Source organism: Curtobacterium sp. C2H10, from assembly GCF_025407985.1.
Classification (GTDB): domain Bacteria; phylum Actinomycetota; class Actinomycetes; order Actinomycetales; family Microbacteriaceae; genus Curtobacterium.
The window spans coordinates 105,655-126,626 of sequence record NZ_JABXGF010000003.1 but is presented as its reverse complement, the minus strand read 5'-3'; the positions used below and the strand labels follow the sequence as shown (position 1 = coordinate 126,626).

Below are 20,972 nucleotides of genomic sequence, written 5' to 3'. Positions count from 1 at the left end.
CTCGGCACGAAGCCAGGCCGTGATTCTCGACCCTCCACATACGAAAGGACCCGGCGCCCGTGAACAACCTCGCCGCATGGCACCTGCTCGTCATCGCCGTCTATCTCGCCTTCATCATCGTCGCGCTCGTTCAGGTTGCTCGTGATCGGCGCCGGAGCGGGACGAACAAGGTCGTATGGGTGGTCATCATCGTGCTCATCCCGGTCATCGGGTTCGTCGGCTGGTTCATCGACTGGGTCCTCGGGGCCGTGACGCGCGGGCTCGACCGTCGCAACTCCCGCACTACCGGCTGACAACACCCAGTGTGCGGCTCCGGTAGGCGAGACCGGGCGCATCGCTCGTGCCGTCTAGTTGCATAGCGGTCCCCGTCGACCGGCTCTAGGCCGTCGGCTGAGCGCGTTGCGAAGGTGTCCGGACAGGGATTACTCACCGGTCACATCTTCGGCCCGTAAAGCAATAAGTCGCCGATCCTCACCACTGATCTAGCAGCCCTCAACAACAGGTGTTGCAGGCGAGCGATGTACACGCCAGCTGACCGGCGTCAGCGTCCTACGTGAGATCGGCTTGCACCTGCCGCAGCGTCATGTGGTCTGCTCGAAGCACGTTAAGTTTCGTCCCCAGCCCGGAGGCCCGCCATGCACCCATTCCCGACGCCTCCCCGTGAGGTCCTGATCGGCGACGCCGCGGCCTTCGTCGGCACCACTCCGCGCGCAATCCGCCACTACCACCAGGTCGGCCTGCTCCCGGAGCGCAAGCGAGGCAGCGACGGTCGACGCCGGTACGGCTATGCAGAGATCATCCGACTGCTCTGGATCCGACGCATGGCCGACGCCGGCATCGCCCTCGACGACGTCCGCGATGCGTTCACCGGTGGCGCACCCGCCGACGCTGACAGCGACGACGAGGTCGCCGGTGTCCTCGCGCGGCTCGAGGACACCCTCGTCGCGCAGATGGCCGAGCTGCAGAAGAAGCTCAGCTCCGTGCAGCGCATGCGTACCCTCGGCAGCCGGCTGGGGCTGCTCGACGACTTCGTTTCCAGCCGCCTCGAGGCCGCACCCGTGGGCTCGCTGCGCCAGGACGACCTCGACACCCTCCTGGTCACCGAGCGCATCTTCGGTCCCCTCGGCGCCATCGCTCAGGCCAGCCGCTTCCTCACCCTCGCCCTTCACCCCGAACTGCGCACCGAGTCCGACCGCGTCGACGCCGCTGAAGCGGCACTCGACGATACGGTCGCCGTCGATGACCCTCGCGTGGCGCAGGTGGCGGCCGAGCGGTACGCCTTCGAGACCACTCTGATGAGCGTTATCGAGGAGTCCGGTCAGCTGGAGGAGGACGACGCTCTCTTCGATGCCTGGGACGAACTGCACCTGCCCAAAGACACCGACACGGCGCCCGACTCCGACACGGCGAAGGACACACGGGTCACCAGCGCGGCGGAGGCGATCCAGGCCATGCCCTATGACTTCTCACCGGCTCGTCTGCGCTCGATGGAGCTGGCGGTGCGGCTCGGCGTATCGGCAGAACAGGCACCCTGAACGGAGCTCGCAGCTGAACCCAAGATCGGCTACCGAGACGGGTCGCGCTCGATGTCGACCCCGCGTAACGGCTGACGACGAGACGTTTACGAGCAGCTTCGCTCCGTGTCGTGGTCGCGTCCCAATCGACGTTCCGATGCGGTTAGGCGGAAGGATCATCTGCCCTCTGCGGCTCGCAGCGCGCGCAGGTGCACCGTGGCCCAGGAGCGATACGGCTTCCACGCCTCGGTGATCTCATCGAAGGAGCGATCGGTTCCGTATCGTCTCGTGATTTCGTCGCTCAGCTTGCCTTCGTGGTGTGGCAGCACGTCGGGGAAGTTCGCGCCGCGGATCACCACGAGCTCGGCCGAGAACGGTCCCATTCCCAGGATGCCCTGCACCTGCACGAACGCCTCAGCCGACGGCATCGATCGGAGGAACGAGCCGGAGAGCCTGCCGTCGAGCGCGGCCTCGGCGATCGCGTGCAGGTACTCCGCTTTGCGTCCGGGCAGGACCAGTGATTCCGCGAACAGCGCGGCTGGAGACGGGAAGGCTCCGTCGTCGCCGAGCTGCTGTGTGAGCCGTGTCTTGATCGCGGCCGCCTGCCGGATTTGCAGGCGTTGCGACAGCACCGACCAGACGGCGGCCTCGTAGGGCGAGAAGAAGCCGCACGGACGGAAGCCACGGAGCTGCGCCTGCGCCTCCGCGATGACCCCGTCGCGCATCGCGACGTCGGGCCAGCTGCGTCCGTCGATGTCGATCGACAGCAGCCGGCGGACCTGGTCGGTCGCGGCATCCAGATCCCCGGTGCCATCGACCACGATGCGGACGGACGGCCCGTCTTGGGTGATGACGGCGTCCACCCGCTGCCAGTCGGTGTCGCACAGGAAGGTGGTGTGGATGCCCGGTGCCTGCGTCTGGGACGCGAGCCTGCCGGGGGTGAAGCCCTCCCAGAACCGCCTGCTGGTGGCGAGCGACCAGGGCCCGACGACGTCGTGGACGGTCTCGAGTCGCGACACGGCGCTCAGTGCACGTACACCGCTGCCTCGGTGTCGGACACCTGGGGCAGCAGCTCGGACTTCGAACCACGGATGAACACGGCCGCGATGATCGATGCGAGCACCAGTCCGATCGCCGCAGCGAGGAACGCGACGGAGTACCCGCTGGTGAACGCGTCAAGTTGTGACCCGCCGGTGCCGAAGTCGGCCACGCGTGCGGCGTAGAGGGCGGTGAACACCGACAGACCGATCGACCCACCGATCTGCAACGCCGAGTTCAGCGTGGCCGAGGCTGCCCCGGCGTCGTGCGGCTCGACACCCGTCAGCGCGAGGTTCTGCAGTGGGACGAAGACGAACGCCATGCCGAGGCCGAGCACGATCAACGCCGGCAGCACCTGCACCAGGTACGAGCCGTCGGCCGTGACACGGCTGAGGTAGGCGAGGCCGATGGCGGAGACCAGGGGTCCGCCGATCATCATGGGGCGCGGGCCGATGGTGGACAGCAGCTTCGTCGCGATCGGCACCATGACCATGATGCTGAGCGTGATCGGCAGCGTCGCCAGGCCGGCGAGCAGCGGGTCCATCCCGAGCACGATCTGCAGGTGGAACGAGACGTAGAGCATGGCCCCGATCATCACGCTGCCGACGATCATCTGGACCAGGAACGCGCCACCGCGAACCGAGTCGGCGACGACCCGGAGCGGCAGCAACGGCTGCGCCACACGGCTCTCGATGACCACGAAGAGCACCAGCAGACCGGCACCCAGGGCGAGGAACCCGACCGTCTGGATCTGGCCCCAGCCCTGCTCGGCGAGGCTGAACCCGTACACCAGCGAACCCAGCCCGAGCGTGACCGTGACGGCCCCGATGAGGTCGTAACGGTTGTTGCCCGCGGTCTGGGACTCCGTCACCAGCAGCATCCCGCCGATGAGTCCCACGACCACGAAGAACACGTTCACGAGCAGGCACCAACGCCAGTCGGCGAACTCGGTGAGCACACCGCCGAGCACGAGTCCCACGGCCGCACCAGCGCCCGCGACCGCTCCGAAGACCGCGAAGGCGGTGTTCCGCTCCCGCCCGCTCGGGAAGGTCACGGTCAGCAGAGCCAGAGCAGCCGGGGCGAGCAGGGCTGCGAAGACGCCCTGGAGACCGCGAGCGACGATCAGTTCGGTGCCGTTCTGGGCGAGGCCGCCGAACGCGGAAGCCGCACCGAAACCGAGCATCCCGACCAAGAAGGTGCGCTTGCGGCCCCAGTAGTCCGCGACCCGACCGCCCAGGAGCAGGAGGGCACCGAACGCCAGGGCGTAGGCAGTCACGACCCACTGGCGTTCCAGGTCGCTGAGGCCGAGTTCCTGCTGCGCCTGCGGCAGCGCGATGGTGACGATGGTGCCGTCGAGCACCACGACGAGTTGGGTGAGCGCGAGGACGACGAGCGCCCACCAACGCTTGGGAGATGCGGATGTGCTGGGCGCGGTCCGCGACGACATGGCCATGGAAAACCTCCGGGCTTCGATTGGGAATGCCGGAGGTTTTCAGCCTCGGATCGACTGCGCTGGACCAGCAGGTCGACCACACCGATCGGAATCGGTCAGACCATCAGGGTACCCCAACCCCGGGCCGGTCGCCCGACCTGCGGACCGCCTCGGCAGCGCTACGATCGACTCGTTCACCTTCGTGAAGCGGTCGCCCTGCTCGGGCGGTCCGGGGCTGGAAACCCTCGCATCCAGCCCCGTTGACCCCGCGTCGACCGACGTCGCGAGTGGTGGCTGGCGTGCGTTCCGAGCACAGGAAGCAGCCATGCGCTTGCACAACCACACCTCGTCTCCCGCCGCTCCACTGAACGACCGGGTCGTCATCATCACAGGAGGGTCGAAGGGCCTCGGCGCGGCGATCAGCGCCCGCTGCGCGGCAGCAGGAGCCCGAGTCGTCCTCGTCGGCCGCGACGGTCAGGCACTGCGTGAGCACGCCGCGACGCTGGGGCAGGCTGCCAGCTGGATCCAGGCGGACCTGAACGACCCGGCGGCGCCGACCGAGGTCCTCGCACAGACCCTGGAACGCCATGGACGGGTCGACGGGTTGGTCAACAACGCGGGCACCGCGCACTTTGCACCGATCGAGCGGATCAGCGCGAGTGACATCGACCTGACGATGTCACTCGACGTCCGAGCACCGCTGCTGCTGTCCGGCGCGGCCGCGCTGGTGATGCGTGAAGGCGGGAGCATCGTCAACGTCTCGTCCACGTTGTCTGCTGTCGGTAGCCCGGCAACGGCGCTCTACGCGGCGGCGAAGGGAGCACTCGATGCGGCCACTCGCGCCTTGGCAGCGGAGCTCGGCCCCCGCAACATCCGTGTGAACGGTGTCCGGCCCGGTCTGACCCGCACCGAGGCGACCGAACTCGCCCACAGCGACGGCGTCTTGTTCGAGACGTACCGAGCAACGGTTCCCCTGGGCCGCACTGGGACCGGCGCCGAGGTCGGCGACGCGGTGGTGTTCCTGCTGAGCTCGGCCGCCGCGTTCATCACCGGGCAGACGCTGGCTGTCGACGGCGGGCACACCACCTCCAACCTCGCCGTCCGCCCATCGGCCGATCGGCACTAGGGGAATCGAGAACAGGCCCCTCGCCCGCGTCGTTCAACCGAGCGACCGGTGCGGGCTCGACCAATGGGCCGCCCAGATCACAGGCGCCGCCCGGTGTTCTCTTCCCCGTCTCGATAGACGATCGTTTACCGAGACGACGGGAGCTCGAGAACGATGCCCGAGAATGTGAGCAGCCTCGCTCGGTGTCGTCGTTTTCGCTGCGGTCAGTGTCGGGTCAGGTGGTGCCGATGACGAGAGTGCTGCGGGCGGCTTCTACGACGTCGTTGGTGATGACGTCGAGCTCGTTGATCTTCAGGACGCGTTGGATCTGAGGGAGGAGGCGCTCAAGGAGCCGGAAGTTGCCGCGGGTGATGCGTTCGACGGCGGCGATGGCTTGCGCGTCGGTGAAGTCGTCGGGGTTTAGCGTCTTGCCGAGCTTGCGCCATTGACGTTCGAGGACGAAGAGCAGCTCGTCGTGCCCGAGCGGACGGTACTGGTGGGCGAAACCGAGGCGGCTGTAGAGCTGCGGGTAGTGGCTGAACTGTTTCTCGATGCCGGGCATGCCGATGAGAATCATCGCGATGCCGGTGCGGTCGTACTGGTCGCGGAGCCACTCAATGGCGTTGCCGGTGAGGCGTTCGGACTCGTCGATGATGATCAGCTCGAGGAGGGACGGGTTGGGGCCGTGTGCGTGGTCGAAGTGGCGACCCTGGAGCAGGAGGTGTTCCTCGATGCAGCGTTCGGTGCGGAGCATGTCGTGCCGGAGGTCGTCCTGCAGGGCGCGCATCGTGGCGGAGACCTCGGGCGTGTAGAAGACGGTGCGGGCTCGGTGGGCGGCGGCGTAGATCTTCGTGTCGTCTTCGCTGCGTGCGGCCCATCTGGCGATGAACGGGCCGATGCTGTCCCAGTGGGCGTAGCGGCGTGCGGAGAGGGTTTTGCCGACGCCAGCGGGGCCGAAGCAGACGCCGATGGTGTTCTGCTTCCGGACGGCGTCGGCGAACTCCGCGAACCGACGGTGTTCCTTCGTGATGATGAACTGGCTCGTCATGACCGGTCCTCCTCGTAGGTCTTCAGTCGCGGTTGATCCGGCGCGGGTGCTGGTGGATTGTGGTCATCGGGTGTGGGGCGGACGATCGCGATGCGTTCGCGGATCTGCCCGCGCAGGGCTCTTCGTTGCGCGTTGCGGGCGGCCTGGATCTGCTTGAGACTGATGGTCTCGGTCTGATGCGCGGTACTGATCGCGGTGCACAGGAACGCGTCGCGGTGAAAGACACGGATCTCGGTGACGTCGCGGGGGTCGTACCGGACGCTGACGGTGCTGCCCACGAAGGGTGCGAGGGTGGTGGCGGTGTAGCGGAGCCCTTCGAAGTGGATGCCGTCTCGTTGCACGACGCGCGTGGTCGGGACGGTGAGCAGGAACCCGTCGAGATGCTCGAGGGAGTCCGGCATTCGTGGCAGCCACCCGTCTGCGATCCACGCTTCCAGTGGGCTCTTCCGGAGCTCACGGTGGATGCGGGCGTTGTAGCGGCGGATGAACGTGTTGATGGCGCTGTCGACGCCGGCGAGATCCAGCGCCGGCGTCGGCGCCGAGGCTCCGGGTGCGAGGTGGCCGGGGAGCGTTTGGAGCAGCTCGGTGTTGATGGTGCCGAAGAACCGCTCGATCTTCCCGCGGCCCTGGGGGCGAGCGACCTGCGAGTGGATGATGCGGAGGTGCAGCACGGCGGCGGTGTCGCCGATTCGGTGGCTGGTGAAGTCGGACCCGTGGTCTGTGTAGAGCACGTCTGGGATCCCGCAGACAGGCCAGTCCGGTTCCGGCTTGTGCCAGATCGCTTGCCGGAGCGCGAGCGCGGTGTTCGCGGCGGATGGGGCGCCGAGGAACACCATGTACCCGCAGACCGCGCGGGAGTAGTCGTCGAGGATCACCGTCAACCACGGCCGTTCCGGCTTGCCGTCGGGTCCGACGATGAGCAGGTCGAGCATTGTGTGGTCCGCCTGCCAGATCGCGTTGGGGTGATCCGCACGACGTCGGAGCAGCAGTTCGTGCTTGTCCCGATATGACGCGGGCCCCTCGAGTGCAAGCGTCACCATCCCGGGATCAAGCCCGTTCACGATCGACCGCACAACGGAGTACGACGGCGCTGAGAGACCTCGTTTGGTGCAGTAATTGTCGACCTGGCGGTGAATCGTGGCGATCGAGGGTCGTGGCTTGGTGAGTGCGAGCCCCTCAATCAGGCGCACCAGTTCCGGTGCCGTCCGTCGAGCGCCGTGATCGGTGCGGGTGCCGTCGGCGAGAGCCGGGTATCCGCCGGTTCGGTAGCGGGCCAGCCAGCGTTGCAGGGTGCGCTCGGCGACGCCCGTGGTGCGGGCCAGGGTGGTGAGCGGGATGGCGTCCTCGACGTGCAGTCGAAGGATGCCCCACCGCTCGCTCGCGTCCATGGCCAGCTACATCGTTGGGGAAGGCTTGGTTCGTCGCGCCGCGACGGGCTCGGCGTGCTTCGCGAGTGCACGGTAGATGGTGGTGCGGCTGACGCCGAGCACGTCGCCGATCTGCGCGACGGTCATGTCCTGCTGTTCGTAGAGCCGGCGTGCGGTGCGCACCTGGTCCGCGGAGAGGCGAGATGGTCGGCCGCCGGTGCGGCCGCGGGCTCGGGCGGCGGCGAGGCCGGCGTTGGTGCGTTCCTTGATGAGGTCACGTTCGAACTCCGCCAACGCGGCGAAGACGTGGAACACGAGCCGACCGCCGGGCGAGGTGGTGTCGATGGTCTCCTGCAGGGACCGGAACCCGATGCCGCGCTCGGCGAGAGCGTGCAGCTGATCGATGAGGTGCCGGATGGACCGGCCGAGCCGATCGAGTCGCCAGACGACGAGAGTGTCGCCGGGCCGGAGCTGATCGAGGAGCTTGTCGAGCTCGGGCCGGTGTTGGAGCGACCCGGACATGGTGTCGATGAACACGCGGTAGCAGCCAGCGGCGTTGAGCGCGTCGATCTGCAGCGACGCGTCCTGGTCTGTGGTGGACACGCGCGCGTACCCGAGGAGGTGACCCATGAAGAGAACGTAGCGAAACTCGACCAAGAGGGGTAGTGGCGGCACGTAGATTCCGGGACTGGGTTCCGGTACTAGACACGCCGGCTCGCAACCTGGCGGAGCGCCGGTACGGACAGTTGTAGCGGAATCGTTCGTATTTGTTACGTCTGCGCGCTCGCGCGGCGAGCCGGAGTGCTTGCACGGAACGGAGGTGTTGTTCCGATCGGTGGCGGCCGTTGGCGGGAGACGGATGTGGTGCTGCGATGACCGGAAGGAGTCGGGGGTGCTCGTCCAGGGTGAAGTGTCGCATGACGCCGTCGAGGGCAACGGCCCCGTACGTGACGATCGCAGTGAGAGCGGGGAGGGCCGCGAGCAGTGTGGCGAGGGCATGCCGCCCCTCGTCGATGTCCTCGAGTCGCACGCGGTCGGGCAGTTCCCATGGGACAAGGTTCCAGCGGACGTACTCGCCGCGTGCGAGTCCGGACTCGATACGGGCTGCTCGGAACGCGGCCGCGGTCGGGCCCGGGTTGTCCTCGCTGCAGATCGCTGCGTGCGCTGCGGCGATGGTCTGGGGGCCAGGCGACTGCATCAGGACCAGGACACGGCTGAATCTGCCGCCGGATCGTGGGTCGAAGCTCGGGACGAACCGTCGGCTGCCGTCGGGCGCGGTCCGCCACGTCTCCGCGAGACCGTTCAGCGATCGAACGTCAGCGAGTTCCTCGGGGGTACTCATGCCGGCTGTGGCGGTGCCAGCAGGGTGCCACGGATGACGGATCCGTGAAAGGTGCGAAGGGCAACGGTGATCCATGCGGCGACGAGGCCGGCGTAGTAGATGACGGCGAGGACGGCAACGACGGTCAGGCCTGAGTGCAGGGCGAGCCCGTTCAGGCCGGTGACGCAGGTCCCGACGGGGAACGTGAAGGACCACCAAGTCAGGCTGAACGGCAAGTGTTCGCGGGCAGTGCGGATGGTGATCGCGAGGGCGATGACGGTCCACAGCAGCGCGAAGCCGAGCATCGCGAACCCGTACACCAGCGCCACGACCAGCAGGGCATGCGCGGTACTCGCATCGACAACGGTGGGGGCGTTCGATGCGAGGAGGTTCACCGCGGTGATCGACTGTCCGACCGGCCCGAGGACGATCCACAGAGTCGGGACCATGCCGGCGGCCCCGACCTTGTGCTGCGCGAGACGGTTCCAGATCAGCGTGATCACGACCAGCGACGTGATGAGGCTGAGGCCGAAGAAGCCGTAGCAGGACCACAGCAGCGTCTCCCGCGCCTGCCCGGCGGGGGCGTACGGCAGCAGGAGCGCACCGGTGGAGGCGGACACCATCGGCGGGACGATCGGCATCAGCCAGCCGCCGAACGCGGAGTCGGGCTTGTTCTCGTGGCGGGTGAACGCCAGGTACGGCACGAGCACTGCCGTGAGCAGTCCTCCGATGGTGCCGATGGTCCACAGGACCCAGTCGATGGTGACGGCGGCGGGCAGGCCGACCCAGTCCTTGCCGAGCAGGAGTGTCCCGGCGCCGACGGTGAGGAACGCCATCGGTGGTGCGCCGTAGAAGTGCGAGATCACCGGGTTGAGCTGGTGCCCGGCTGCAGTGCTCCGGTAGCGGATCCAGTGCAGCACCGTCGCGGTCGTGAGGGCGACGAGGAGCACCGCGGCGATCGCCCACACGACCGTCGCCGCGAGGCGCAGCCCGGGGAACTGCAGCGGCAGTGACGCAGCTGCGACAGCGACGATCCCCGTGCCCATGATCGACGCGAACCAGTTCGGTGTGAGATTCGACACGATCAGGCCTGGCCGCTCCAGGTCACGGAACAACGCCGTCTGCGGCCGTTGGGGCAGCTGGCTACCGTTCGCGGGTGCAGGGTCCGTGCGGAGCGTTGTCATGGGCCAAGCCTGCGCGAATCCTGCCTCTGGCGGTACCCGGAACCTCTTGGCAGGGCACAATCAATGATTGTGGCACTACGGCGACTCACGGACCGAACCCTCGACCTCGACACACTCGACGTGCTCGCACGCGTCGCCGAGACCGGCTCCCTCTCCGCTGCCGCTGGAGCGCTCGGCGTCACGCAACAGGCAGTGTCTGCTCGGATCCGGGTCGCCGAGCGCATGGTCGGTCACTTGTTGGTGCACCGCTCGACCACGGGGTCGGTGCTGACCGAGACCGGCCGGCTCGTCGTCGGGCTGGCCGGACCGGTCCTCGACGCGTCTCGCCACCTCGAGGCAGGAGTGGCTGCGCTGCGGGCTCCCACGGGTTCGCTCGTCGTCGCAGCGTCACAGACGATCGCGGAGCTGCTGCTGCCGGGCTGGCTGCTCGAATTTCGCCGCCGCGAACCCGACGTGCGGGTGCGTCTGATCGCGGGCAACTCCGCCGCGGTGACGGACCTCGTGCAGTCGGGTGGCGCGAACCTCGGGTTCACGGAGACCCCGGTGACGGCGGCAGGTGTGTCCGCGCAGGTGATCGCGGACGATGAGCTCGCGGTCGTCGTTGCGCCGGAACATCCCTGGGCTCGGTCGACCGGGATCACTGCGGAGGTCCTGGCGGCGACGGCTCTGCTCCTGCGGGAAGAAGGTTCCGGAACTCGCGCGACCCTCGCCGCATGGCTCAGGGAGGCCGGTTTGAGCATGTCGGTTCCGGCCGCGGTGCTGGAGACCACGAGCATCATCCGGGCGAACGCGCAGGCTGGAATTGCACCGGCGGTGATGAGCCTTCGCACGGTCGCCGCCGACATCAACGACGGGTCGCTGGTGCGGGTCCCGCTCGCTGGGCCGCCACTTGCCCGGCCGTTGCGGGCGATCTGGTCGGGAGAGCCCCAGCCAGCTGGTTCTGCTTTCCTGCGCGTCGCCCACGAGGTGACCGGTCGGGGTCAGCGCAGCCCGTAGGGCAGCTCCGGATTGTTCTCCGCGATCTCGGTGAGCCGGTTGTACTTGGCGACGCGTTCTCCGCGGGCGGGTGCGCCGGACTTGATCTGTCCGGTTCCGGTGCCGACGACGAGGTCCGCGATGAACGTGTCGGTGGTCTCGCCGGACCGGTGCGACACCATGCTCCGCATCCCGAGCGAGCGTGCGACGCCGATCGCGTCCAGGGTCTGGGAGACGGTGCCGATCTGGTTCGGCTTGATGAGCGCCGCGTTCGAGAGCCCGTCCTTCCCGCCATCGCGGATGCGCTGCGGATCGGTGACGTAGAGATCATCGCCGACGATCTGGAGCATGTCGCCGAGCGCGAACGACATCGCCTTCCAGCCGCCGTGGTCATCTTCGGAGAAGCCGTCTTCGATGCTCCGGATCGGATACCGGCTGATGAGGTCGCGGTAGTAGTCGACCATGCCTGCGCGGTCGAGCCGGCGGTCCACGACCCGGTAGCTACCGTCACCGAGCGCGAACTCGTTCGCCGCCGGGTCGAGTGCGATCGCGACGGTGTCCACGCCGGGCTCGTAACCGGCGGCACTGATCGCGGCGACGAGGAGGTCGAGGGCCTCCTCGGGCGCGGCGATCGACGGGGCGAAGCCGCCTTCGTCCCCGAGACCGAGACTGCCGAACCGTTCCCGGACCAGTGCCGCCAGCGCGTGGTAGACGTCCGACCCGATCCGAACCGCGTCGGTCATGGTCTCGGCGTTCACCGGGGCGATCATGAACTCCTGGAAGTCGAGCGCGTTCGCTGCGTGCGCTCCGCCGTTGAGCACGTTGAAGTGCGGGACGGGCAGGCGGGGCGTGCTGCCGGTGACGTCTGCGATCCAACGCCAGAGCGGCAGCTCCGCTGCGGCGGCGAGAGCGCGTGCCATCGCGATCGAGGTCGCGACGACACTGTTCGCGCCGAGCCGGCGGTAGTTCGGGGTGCCGTCGAGGGCAGCGAGGGCAGCGTCGGCCTCCCCGATCGAGGTCCACGACTGGCCGGTGATCATCGGTGCGACGTCCGTCGTGATGAGGTGCAGTGCCTGGCTCACGTCGCGGCCGCCGTAGCTGCTGCCGCCGTCGCGAAGCTCGACAGCCTCATGCGCGCCAGTGGATGCGCCTGCGGGGGCGTCACCGGTGACGACGGTGCCGTCCTCGAGCTCGAGACGCACCTGGATCGTCGGGTAGCCGCGGGAGTCGAGGATCCGGGAGCCGTGCAGGCTGCTGATGGTGACGGGGCGGCTGGTGTGGGTCACGTACTCGCCCTGATGGTGGGTGGTGTGGTGGACGTTGCTGATGTAGTCGTTCACGGCGGTTGTCGCCTTTCGGGTTGGTCGTGCGGGTGTGGGCCGCGGGGAGGCGGAGGGACGACCTCCTGGCGATCACTGGGCGCCAGTTGCCTCCCCACGGCGGTTCAGGGCGCGCACTGGATGGTGTCGGGTGCGCGGGTGCCGGTCAGGGGTGCGGGGTGAACCGTTCCTGTGCGGCGCGGATGATGGCTTCGGCGTCGACACGGTTCGCCCACCCGTTGGTGGTGACGTGCTTGCCGTGCTCGATCTCCTTGTAGTGGGCGAAGAAGTGCTCGATCTCCGCCAGGACCGGCTCGGCGACGTCGGAGATGTCCTGGACGTGGTCGAAGCGGACGTCTCCGGCGGGGACGGTGAGGATCTTGTCATCGCCGCCGTTCTCGTCGACCATGCGGAGCATCCCGACCGGGCGGACGTCGATGACGACGCCGGGGAACGTGGGCCGGGGCAGCAGCACGAGCGCGTCGAGGGGGTCGCCGTCATCGCCGAGAGTGTCGTCGATCGAGCCGTAGTCCTGCGGGAACACCATGCTGGTGAACACCGCCCGGTCCAGGCGGATCCGTCCGGTGGCGTGGTCGACCTCGTACTTGTTGCCGCTGCCGCGGGGGATCTCGATCGTGATGTCGAAGTGCATGAGCTGTTCGTCTCCCAGTCGGATGGTCAAGTGAGGGTGCCGAGGGTGACGCCCCCGGCGGCTGCGGCGACGGAGACGACGAGCATCCCGAGCCCGTTCACGGCAGCCGCGGTGGTGCGGCCAGTGCGTGCGAGGCGGACGGTCTCGAAGCTGGCGGTGCTGAACGTGGTGTAGCCACCCATGAGCCCTGTTCCGAGCACCGCGACGGGGGTGGCGCCGAGGTGACCGGCGGCGCCGGTGATCAAGCCCAGCAGGAACGAGCCGGTGATGTTGATCGTCAGCGTCCCGACCGGGAGCCGGAACTGCCGACCCCGGTTGATCGCACCATCCACGAAGAACCGTGCGGCCGCGCCGACACCGCCAGCGACCGCGACGCTGAGGAAGGCCAGGGCGCTCATGATGTGGCCCCGTTCGGTCGGACCAAACCCGCGATCGCGAGGCCGCTACCGGTGGCGATCGCGCCGGCGAGGACCGTCAGGAGCGCGTACCCGGTGCCGGCCAACCCGCGGCCAGCGAGGAACAACACCGCGGTGCTGGTCGCGAGGGTGCTGTAGGTGGTGAACCCGCCGAGGACACCGGTTCCCAGAAGCAGGCGCAGTGTCCGGCGGCGACCCTCGTCAGGTCCGCGATGCGCGAGGTGTTCCAGCAGCACACCCAGTAGGAGCGCGCCGGCGATGTTGATCCAGAAGATCGCCCAGGACACCTCCTGCTGAGCGGGGAACGCGGTGCTGAGTCCGTCGCGTGCGGCGGTACCGATGGCGCCGCCGAGTGCGACGACACCGAGGTACCGCCACCGCAGATGCACTGGCCGGTCGATACGTTCCGGGTCGTTGGCGTCGATGTCTGGGTCGGGCGGGAGCTGCCCATCGGGCAGGTGCGTGTCCGTTCGGGAGGTCATGTTCCACCTTCCGCAGCGACCGCTGCCGCTGCTGCTCGTGCTGCCGGATGCAGGTACTCCCCACCCCGCGGACAGAACCCACCGTCGCCGTCGAACCGGTAGATCAGGGGTTCGCCCGTGGGGAGGTTCAGGTCCGCGAGCTCACCGTCAGTTAGGCCGTCCATGCAGGCACACAGTGCCCGCAGTGAGTTGCCGTGCGCGACGACGAGCACTGTCTGCCCGTCGCGGAGTGCCGGGGTGATGCTGTGCGACAGGACGGGTTGGACCCGGCGGATGACGTCGGAGAGTGTTTCGGTTCGACGAAGTGCCGCCCACGGCAGTCCACGAAGCGCCGGCGTCCGCCGGAGCGCCAGCCACGCGCGGATCGACATGCGTGGTGGCCGACCCGTGCGGGTCCGACGAACAGCGAAGAACTGCTCCGCCCCCAACGCCGCTTGCGCATTCTGCTTGGACATGCCGGTGAGGGCGCCGTAGTTCCGCTCGTTCAACCGCCACGTCGACTCGATCGGCGCATCACGTCCGAGGACGTCGGTGACGAGCTCCGCCGTGTGAAGCGCCCGCTCGAGCGTCGACGTGAGCACGAGGTCCGGTCGGATGCCGGCATGCAGAAGGAGCAACCCAGCCCGATTCGCTTCGGCGCTGCCCTGTTCGGTCAGCGCGACGTCTCGCAAGCCGGTGAAGGTACCGGCAGCGTTCGCAGTGCTCTGTCCGTGGCGGAGCAGAACAAGCTGGCCGGTCACGGGGTGTCCCACGGCAGTGGGGCATCGAACCCGACCGGATCAACGGGCACTACGAGCACTGAACGGTGCTGCTGATGGGTCAGCCGTACCGCGACCGACCCCGTGAAGAACTCCGCGATTCGACCCGCTCCCGTCCTGGCCCCGACAACCAGCATCGCCGCATCGCGGTCCTCAGCCACCTGCGACAGTGCCCGGCTCGGATCCCCGACACCGGCAACGAACGTGACGTCGACGCCGTAGGTCGTTGCGGCAGCACGTACTGCCGCCTCGTCACTGTCCGACAAGCCCCGCGGTGTCGTGTCAGCAGTGTCAGGGTCGATCGGTTCCACCATCACCGACCCGTCCGAGCGCGTACCGGCATCGATCAGCGATGCATCCACGCTGACGCACACCAGCGTCGTACCGATGCGGCGCGCGATGGACGACGCAACCTCGATGACCCCCGGCGCGAGGCCGGGCAGGACGCCGACGACGACCGGTCCGGTACCGATTGGTGCTGTCATGACACTCCCTACCTCAGGCGCGCAGAAACGCGACCAGCTGAGATAGGGACTGTTGTCGACAACTGTCGAGGTTGGGTCCGGCAAGCCCCACTACCGGGTCCGAAGACATCACCAGTATGCACCCGAATCCCAAGTCACGCGGGCCGTCTCGCGCACCCTCGACGTCCCGACACCGAAGGAAGCGATTCCGACGACACGGAGCGAAGCTGCCCACAGTGAAGGCCGTGGAGCGCGTGCCGCGGGAGGCGGTGTCCGATGGAGGACCGGCTATCGGACAGCCTTAATCAGACCTGAGGACCGCATCCGCTTCTCCTCGAGCGGTAGGTGGCATCCGGCACACTGGGGCCATGGCTACCGCCCCCACTTGCCCGATGTCGCGGCATGACTGAATCTGACCAGTCTCACGAAAGCTGGGACCAGCGCGTGACGCGTATGGCTGAGACGACAGATCAATGGTCGATTCGGACGAACGATGCGCCTCCGATCCTGCCGGGAAGCGCGCTTGGAGGGGACGATCACCCTGGCCTGCACGTCTCCGGAATCGCTTGGTACGCCATGGTTGTCGCAGTGGAGCATCTCGAGTTCACGTTCTCTGCGATGAGAGCGACGGGCACCTTGTACCCGACCGCGCAGATGACCGCGCTGCGGACTGCCCTACTGACAGGTTCGCAAGCCGTTTGGGTCCTAGCGCCAACGCTGCGCGCGGAGCGTCGGGCGCACGCAATGCGGCTCCAAATGCAGGACTCACGGGATGAGCTCGCGATGGTCCGCGGACTGTCAGCACTCGACGCTACTCAAGCGGCACTTCGAGCCGAGACCGAAGCGAACCTCGAGCAGCGGCAAGTGGATCGCAAGAACGTCGCCACAAAACTGGCCCTTCCATCTTCCGCTGTCGCCAAACTCAACAACACCGATGTGATCGCCGAGGCCTCCAGCTTTGTGCATCCCGAAGGCAACCAAACGCTCAACAGCGGCGTCAGCCTTCTCTGGCGCATGGGGAGCGCAGCGGCGCACGGCCAACGGTCGTACGCCGTGACCCGAGCAGGTCGGAACGAGCGCAGGACGGACGGCCGCGACACGATCGTCGAGCTGCGAGGCGACTTGGCTCGTGACATCGGGCCGTCTGCTGCCGCGGCAGTGTTGACCGTGAGCGAGGCCTTCCGGTTGTTCGATCTGCGCAATGGCGGCGCCCGGTAGCCGATCGGCTAACGATACGCGTCAACGAGACCGAAGTGGCGTGCGATCAGGGACGCTACTGAGCCCGAACTCAACCCGTCTGTGGCGATCGCGACCTCATCCAGATTGGATTCGGTGAGACGCTCGTTCAGTTGCTTCCAGCGGTCGAGGTGCCAGCGCAACTCGGCCTGTCGGGATGCGTCGTAGCGTGCGCGCAGACGCTCCTTGACAGTCGAAGGCTGTGCTGTGAGACGGACCGATCGCAGAGGCAGCGCTACAGCCTCCGAGTATCGACGCTTGTCGGCCACCTCGGCGATCACGCCGCTCATGACGAGCTGGCGCGGTCCGGCCGTCTGATAGTTCGCCCACACGGCTGCGATGTTTCGCGCTTCGATGATCTGGTTCCGCGGGTCGAACGCGGCAACGGGAGAAGATCGATGGAACCAGTCGACGTCGATCAAGCTGAAAGGGCGGCCCTCAGCGGCCAGCAGGTTGCCGACATGGTCGAGAACGGTCGTCTTGCCGACGCCGTAGGAGCCGTTGATGAAGATCCCGTACGAGGCTTCCATCTGAGAACCCTACGGGGGCGCGCCGCTTAAGCCGCTGCGGGCGACTCGGGCTTCGTCTCAGCCGTGGATCGGTTATCGAGACGGCTTCAGGCGTGACATTTTTGAAGGAGAGCGCGGCCCCCATCGGGGTCCCGGTGGGAGCCGCGTGCCGGTCGGTGCGTCATTCCGGTGTGTAGACGTAGAACTGGTCGCCGGGCGCTCCTTCGACGGCGGGAGTCGCAGCGACCCAGTTCCGTCTGCTGGTGGTGCTCAACACCTCGCTAGGAATCTTCTGGCTCGGCTTCCGGATCTGGATGTGGCGTTTCGGACTCCGCAAGTCGAAGGGCGACCGGTAGCGGATCAGTCAGAGAAGTGAGATGTCCGTAGGCATCTGGCCCGCGGTCTCGCCAGTTGAGCTTTCGGGCGATCCTGGGTCTCCGTGACCGGCGCTGTCTCAGTTGCGTGAAGTTCCGTGTCGCTCCGGTATGGCGATCGCAATTCCGAGAAGCGCTGCGACCGCCAGGACTATTAGCTGAGCCACGGCATCCTGAGCGGTCATGTGTCCGAGGTGCGTCGCGTGGTATGCGAAGTGGAGCACGCCAAAGCTGCCCCACGCGATGCCGAGGACGCGGTATAGGGGCTGTGATCGCCAGAACAACGCTGCGATGCTGCCGGCGCCGAGGGCGAGGTACTGCGCCCCGTGGTCGCGGATGAGGTGCTCGTTGAACGGCCCGTCCTGGGAGATCCACTCGCCGAGCAGCGAGGGGAAGTGGTCGTAGAACTCTCGCGGCAGCACGTAGGCCCAGATGCCGACAGCGACGGCGACGATGATCGTGCCCACGAGGCCGACGGTCTGCAGGGGGCCGATGCGGTCTCGCGAGGGTCGTTCGTGCTCCAATGGAGTCTCCTTGCTCGTCGGGTTGTTCAGCTGCGGTGGTCTGCGGAGCGGAGCCACTGGTCGAACGTCGTGCCGGTCACGCGCTGTGGCTCGGCCCCGCCTCGCAGGGCACCGGAAGCGAGGCCCCTGCCGTACGCGCCTGGGAGACGGACGTCGAGAACGCGGCGCCGGACGTTGTCGTGTTCGTACATCCGTCGGATCATCTCGGCGAGGGTGTCCTCCTCCGGGCCGACCAGATCGGGACCTCGACCCGCGGGGGCGGATTCGGCGACGCGGACGAGGTGCTCCGCGACGTCCCGTGCTGCGACGGGCCGAGACAGGGTGCGCGGCACTACTGTGACCGGTCCGATGGAGGTCTGTGCTGCGACCTGTTCCGAGAATTCGTGGAACTGCGCGGTCCGAGCCACGGTGTGCGGGACGTTCGAGGCGCGGACGAGACGTTCCTGCGCGAGCTTGCCGGCGTAGTAGGACGTGTCGATTCCGTCGATACCGACGATCGACAGGACGACGTGGTGCGCTGTGCCGACTCGTGTCTCCGCCGCGAGGAGGTTCGAGGTAGCGGTCGAGAAGAAAGCTCTGGCCGCTTTGGTGGAGAGCGTCGTGGTGTTGAGCACATCGATGACCGCGTCAGCGTCTTCGATCGAACCGGCGATACCGACATTGCCGAGCACGTCGACGCCGTGCTGTCTCGAGAGGACGACGACGTCGTGCCCTCGTTCAAGTGCTGCATGGACGACGTGGCGTCCGACGGTGCCGGTGCCGCCGGCGATCGCGATCTTCATGTGGTCTCCCGGTTCGGCGCGTCAAGCCGCGCTCTTGCTCACACTGACGAGGTCGGGGCGCAGAGTGTGAGGGCGCGCTTCAGTTGGAGTGGGGGCGAGCGCTGGCTACGGCTGCGTCGTGGGCACGTCGACGGGGTAGCGGCGGGTGCCGGTGCGGTGTGCGCCGAGCGGTACGAGGGAGTCGGGAGCGTCGGCGCCGAGCGCAACGCCGGGCGCTGTCGCGACCTGACGGCTGTCCGCGGCTGCCGAGAGGGTTGCGCGGAGGATTTCGTCGAGCCGGTAGCGGTCTGGTCCGGCGAGGTCGACGGTGTCGTTCACGGGCTGCCTGGTTGCGGTCTCGGCCAGGAGGTCCACGACGTCGTCGACGTCGACAGGCTGGAGCAGCATGCCAGGTGCGCGGACGACGCCGTCGTCTGTGAGCCAGTCGGCGATCGTGGGGATGAAGTCGTGGAACTGCGTTGCGCGGACGATGGTGAAGGGTATGCCGCCGTCACGGACCGCTTCTTCCTGGGCGACCTTGCCGACGTAGTAGCCGTTGGCGAGTGCGCGGTCCGCGCCGACGACCGAGAGCAGCACGTGATGGCGGACGCCGGTGGTGTGCTCGGCCGCGAGGACCCGTTCGGTGGATCCGCGGAAGAAGGCGGTTGCGGCTGCAGGATCCATGTCGACGGTGTTCAGCACGTCGACGACGACGTCGACGTTGGCCATGGCGATGCCGAGGCCGGCCCCGGTGACGGCGTCGACTCCGTTCGTGCGTGATGCGACGATGGTGTCGTGTCCGAGCTCGTTGAGGCGGAGCGTGAGGCGGGTGCCGACGTGGCCGTTGCCGCCGAGGATGAGGATCTTCATTTGTGTCCCTTTCCGGGGGCTTCTGCCGCCGCCCATGTGACGACGCTGGGCGGCAGGGTGTGAGGTCAGCTGATGGACCAGGAGGTCAGTTTCTCCGGGTTGACCTGCATCCACACGTCGGTGATGCGCCCGTCACGCACCTTGACGTTGACGATGGCGAGCAGCTGATCCCCCTCCATGGCGGCGAGCGCGACACCGTCACCGGTCAACTGTTCGCGGAATGCGAGGGAGGGCCGCTTGCGAGCGGTGCCGAGCATGAACCGAGCGACGTTGGAGACACCGAGGACCGCGCGTCGAGCGGCGTTGACGACGCCTCCGCCGTCGGAGCGGAGTGTGACTGAGGGGTCTAGGAGCGCCGTCAGCGCGGCGAGATCTCCGCTGCTAATCGCGGCCGCGAAGGCGAGCATGACGTCATCGTGCTGCTTCCGGTTGCGTGGGTGCATGTCGTGATCTCGCACGCGGCGTCGGGCTGACGTCGCGAGCTGCCGGACGGCTGTGGAGGTTCGACCGACGATGATGGCAATCTCGTCGAACGGCACGGCGAATACGTCGTGCAGGACGAACGCGACGCGCTCCGCCGGTGTCATGCTCTCCATGACGATCAGCAGCGCCGTGCTGACCTCGTCGTCGAGCGTCACGCGGTCCAATGGGTCGGCGGTTGCTGTCCGGTCGCTGGCGCTGCCGGTGAAGAGGTTGGCAGGTACCGGTTCGGGGAGCCATTCCCCGACGTATCGCTCACGGCGTGCCCGTGCGGACCCGAGGACATCGAGGCACACCCTGCTCATCACCCGCGTGAGCCACCCCTGTGGGTTCGTGATCGCGGCTCGTTCGGCATCCGTCATTCGGTACCAGCGGACGTAGGTTTCCTGCACTGCGTCCTCGGCTTCGGCGAGGGTGCCGAGCATGCGGTAGCCGATCGAGATCAACCGTCGGCGTTCGTCGAAGACGTCTGGGAGCTGCTCGCTGGCGCGGGCAGCGTCCGTTCCGGGCTTCTGTGGCTCGCTGTCGGTCATCGTCGCTCCTGTTCGTGCTGTGATCATCATGACGACGGCAGGTGCCGGAATGTGAGGCGATACGGCGGGGAAGGCCGGGGCGAAGGAGTTGCACCCGGCCTTCCTCTTGGTGTCAGGTCAGGGGGCTACCGGGTAGTGGCTGGTGATCGCGACCCGGTTCCAGGCGTTGATGACGATCGCAACCCAGGTGATAGCGGATACCTGCTCGTCGGATAGCGGTGCCACCTCCGGCCGGCGCGTCACGTGCTGGTCGCCGATGCCGGTGATCTGCTCCGCGATCAGGAGCGCGGCCTGCTCCTCGGGGGAGAAGTACTGCGATTCCCACCAGGCCGCGACGACGGCAAGCCGATCGGCGGTCTCGCCGGCGGCGATGGCGTCGCGGACGTGCATCCGGAGGCAGAACGCGCACCCGTTCAGCTGCGAGGCGCGGATCTTCACCAGCTCCACGAGCTTCTTGTCCAGTCCCGCGTCGGCGGAATCGTGTTCGGCCTGGCCCGTCAAAGCCATGAGCGTTTCGTAGTTCTTCGGCGCGTGCTTGCCGATGTTCACGTGCTGCATCCTTGTGCTCCTTTGATTGTCGAACGACGCCGCACAGCGACGCCCCGAGATC

Annotated in this window: 23 protein-coding genes; 5 read left to right on the top strand and 18 right to left on the bottom strand. The window is 67.5% G+C overall.

The features are described 5' to 3' along the window. Window positions 1–59: 59 nt before the first annotated feature. Together HWD93_RS02995 and HWD93_RS02990 are read left to right on the top strand one after the other, a co-directional pair. A complete protein-coding gene (locus tag HWD93_RS02995; RefSeq protein ID WP_042539513.1) occupies window positions 60–293 on the top strand; it encodes a PLDc N-terminal domain-containing protein in 234 nt (77 codons plus the stop codon). 342 nt (window positions 294–635) lie between these two features. Next, a complete protein-coding gene (locus HWD93_RS02990) occupies window positions 636–1,535 on the top strand; it encodes a MerR family transcriptional regulator (protein ID WP_042539511.1) in 900 nt (299 codons plus the stop codon). Window positions 1,536–1,690: 155 nt separating this feature from the next. On the opposite strand, the gene HWD93_RS02985 is transcribed toward HWD93_RS02990, so the two are convergent. Together HWD93_RS02985 and HWD93_RS02980 are read right to left on the bottom strand one after the other, a co-directional pair. Further along, the gene (locus tag HWD93_RS02985) at window positions 1,691–2,533 is read right to left on the bottom strand and encodes a DNA-3-methyladenine glycosylase (protein ID WP_052481828.1); all 843 of its coding nucleotides are present in this window, start codon (window positions 2,531–2,533) and stop codon (window positions 1,691–1,693) included. Between the two features lie 5 nt (window positions 2,534–2,538). Next, window positions 2,539–4,005 carry an MFS transporter gene (locus HWD93_RS02980; RefSeq protein ID WP_082046946.1) on the bottom strand — a complete coding sequence of 489 codons (1,467 nt, stop codon included), beginning with the start codon at window positions 4,003–4,005 and terminating at the stop codon, window positions 2,539–2,541. A 304-nt stretch (window positions 4,006–4,309) separates the two neighbouring features. On the opposite strand from HWD93_RS02980, the gene HWD93_RS02975 reads away from it, so the two are divergent. Continuing rightward, on the top strand, window positions 4,310–5,110 hold the full coding sequence (locus HWD93_RS02975) for an SDR family NAD(P)-dependent oxidoreductase (protein ID WP_042539507.1): 801 nt from the start codon (window positions 4,310–4,312) through the stop codon (window positions 5,108–5,110). A 214-nt stretch (window positions 5,111–5,324) separates the two neighbouring features. Here HWD93_RS02975 and HWD93_RS02970 read toward each other — a convergent pair whose 3' ends face one another. From HWD93_RS02970 to HWD93_RS02955, 4 genes are all read right to left on the bottom strand, one after another. Then, window positions 5,325–6,137: an AAA family ATPase gene (locus HWD93_RS02970; protein ID WP_071297642.1), complete on the bottom strand. Its 813-nt coding sequence runs from the start codon at window positions 6,135–6,137 to the stop codon at window positions 5,325–5,327. Then, the gene (locus tag HWD93_RS02965) at window positions 6,134–7,525 is read right to left on the bottom strand and encodes a Mu transposase C-terminal domain-containing protein (RefSeq protein ID WP_083420887.1); all 1,392 of its coding nucleotides are present in this window, start codon (window positions 7,523–7,525) and stop codon (window positions 6,134–6,136) included. The genes HWD93_RS02970 and HWD93_RS02965 overlap by 4 nt, the downstream gene beginning before the upstream one ends. 6 nt (window positions 7,526–7,531) lie before the next feature. Beyond that, window positions 7,532–8,134, bottom strand: coding sequence for a recombinase family protein (locus tag HWD93_RS02960; protein ID WP_071297643.1), 603 nt, complete (start codon window positions 8,132–8,134; stop codon window positions 7,532–7,534). A 708-nt stretch (window positions 8,135–8,842) separates the two neighbouring features. After that, window positions 8,843–9,907 carry a TDT family transporter gene (locus tag HWD93_RS02955; protein ID WP_240614499.1) on the bottom strand — a complete coding sequence of 355 codons (1,065 nt, stop codon included), beginning with the start codon at window positions 9,905–9,907 and terminating at the stop codon, window positions 8,843–8,845. Window positions 9,908–10,072: 165 nt separating this feature from the next. On the opposite strand from HWD93_RS02955, the gene HWD93_RS02950 reads away from it, so the two are divergent. Next, window positions 10,073–11,005, top strand: coding sequence for a LysR family transcriptional regulator (locus HWD93_RS02950; RefSeq protein WP_261646014.1), 933 nt, complete (start codon window positions 10,073–10,075; stop codon window positions 11,003–11,005). Here HWD93_RS02950 and eno read toward each other — a convergent pair. From eno to HWD93_RS02920, 6 genes are all read right to left on the bottom strand, one after another. Next, window positions 10,990–12,324: a phosphopyruvate hydratase gene (gene eno, locus HWD93_RS02945; protein ID WP_261645995.1), complete on the bottom strand. Its 1,335-nt coding sequence runs from the start codon at window positions 12,322–12,324 to the stop codon at window positions 10,990–10,992. The two genes, HWD93_RS02950 and eno, sit on opposite strands and share 16 nt — an antisense overlap. A 145-nt stretch (window positions 12,325–12,469) precedes the next feature. Then, window positions 12,470–12,955 (bottom strand): inorganic diphosphatase, encoded by a 486-nt coding sequence (locus HWD93_RS02940; RefSeq protein WP_055960822.1) that lies wholly within the window; start codon window positions 12,953–12,955, stop codon window positions 12,470–12,472. Between the two features lie 26 nt (window positions 12,956–12,981). Next, window positions 12,982–13,353, bottom strand: a complete 372-nt coding sequence (locus tag HWD93_RS02935) for a CrcB family protein (protein WP_055960823.1) — start codon at window positions 13,351–13,353, stop codon at window positions 12,982–12,984. Further along, on the bottom strand, window positions 13,350–13,853 hold the full coding sequence (locus HWD93_RS02930; RefSeq protein ID WP_228506157.1) for a CrcB family protein: 504 nt from the start codon (window positions 13,851–13,853) through the stop codon (window positions 13,350–13,352). Before HWD93_RS02930 ends, HWD93_RS02935 begins: the two co-directional genes overlap by 4 nt. Then, window positions 13,850–14,593 carry a 2,3-diphosphoglycerate-dependent phosphoglycerate mutase gene (locus HWD93_RS02925; protein ID WP_055960826.1) on the bottom strand — a complete coding sequence of 248 codons (744 nt, stop codon included), beginning with the start codon at window positions 14,591–14,593 and terminating at the stop codon, window positions 13,850–13,852. Before HWD93_RS02925 ends, HWD93_RS02930 begins: the two co-directional genes overlap by 4 nt. Further along, complete coding sequence (locus HWD93_RS02920) at window positions 14,590–15,096, bottom strand: universal stress protein (protein ID WP_261645994.1); 507 nt, start codon at window positions 15,094–15,096, stop codon at window positions 14,590–14,592. The genes HWD93_RS02925 and HWD93_RS02920 overlap by 4 nt, the downstream gene beginning before the upstream one ends. 381 nt (window positions 15,097–15,477) lie before the next feature. On the opposite strand from HWD93_RS02920, the gene HWD93_RS02915 reads away from it, so the two are divergent. After that, on the top strand, window positions 15,478–16,293 hold the full coding sequence (locus tag HWD93_RS02915; protein ID WP_261645993.1) for a hypothetical protein: 816 nt from the start codon (window positions 15,478–15,480) through the stop codon (window positions 16,291–16,293). Between the two features lie 8 nt (window positions 16,294–16,301). Here HWD93_RS02915 and HWD93_RS02910 read toward each other — a convergent pair whose 3' ends face one another. The 6 genes from HWD93_RS02910 to HWD93_RS02885 form a co-directional block, all read right to left on the bottom strand. Further along, a complete protein-coding gene (locus HWD93_RS02910; RefSeq protein WP_261645992.1) occupies window positions 16,302–16,841 on the bottom strand; it encodes an AAA family ATPase in 540 nt (179 codons plus the stop codon). A gap of 433 nt (window positions 16,842–17,274) precedes the next feature. Then, window positions 17,275–17,661 (bottom strand): hypothetical protein, encoded by a 387-nt coding sequence (locus HWD93_RS02905; RefSeq protein WP_261645991.1) that lies wholly within the window; start codon window positions 17,659–17,661, stop codon window positions 17,275–17,277. Between the two features lie 83 nt (window positions 17,662–17,744). Next, entirely contained in the window at window positions 17,745–18,500 is a 756-nt protein-coding gene (locus HWD93_RS02900) for an SDR family oxidoreductase (protein ID WP_261645990.1), read from the bottom strand. Window positions 18,501–18,605: 105 nt separating this feature from the next. After that, a complete protein-coding gene (locus tag HWD93_RS02895) occupies window positions 18,606–19,349 on the bottom strand; it encodes an SDR family oxidoreductase (RefSeq protein ID WP_261645989.1) in 744 nt (247 codons plus the stop codon). A gap of 65 nt (window positions 19,350–19,414) precedes the next feature. Continuing rightward, window positions 19,415–20,362, bottom strand: coding sequence for an RNA polymerase sigma factor SigJ (gene sigJ / locus HWD93_RS02890; RefSeq protein ID WP_070417921.1), 948 nt, complete (start codon window positions 20,360–20,362; stop codon window positions 19,415–19,417). Between the two features lie 117 nt (window positions 20,363–20,479). After that, complete coding sequence (locus HWD93_RS02885) at window positions 20,480–20,920, bottom strand: carboxymuconolactone decarboxylase family protein (protein WP_261645988.1); 441 nt, start codon at window positions 20,918–20,920, stop codon at window positions 20,480–20,482. Window positions 20,921–20,972 lie beyond the last annotated feature (52 nt).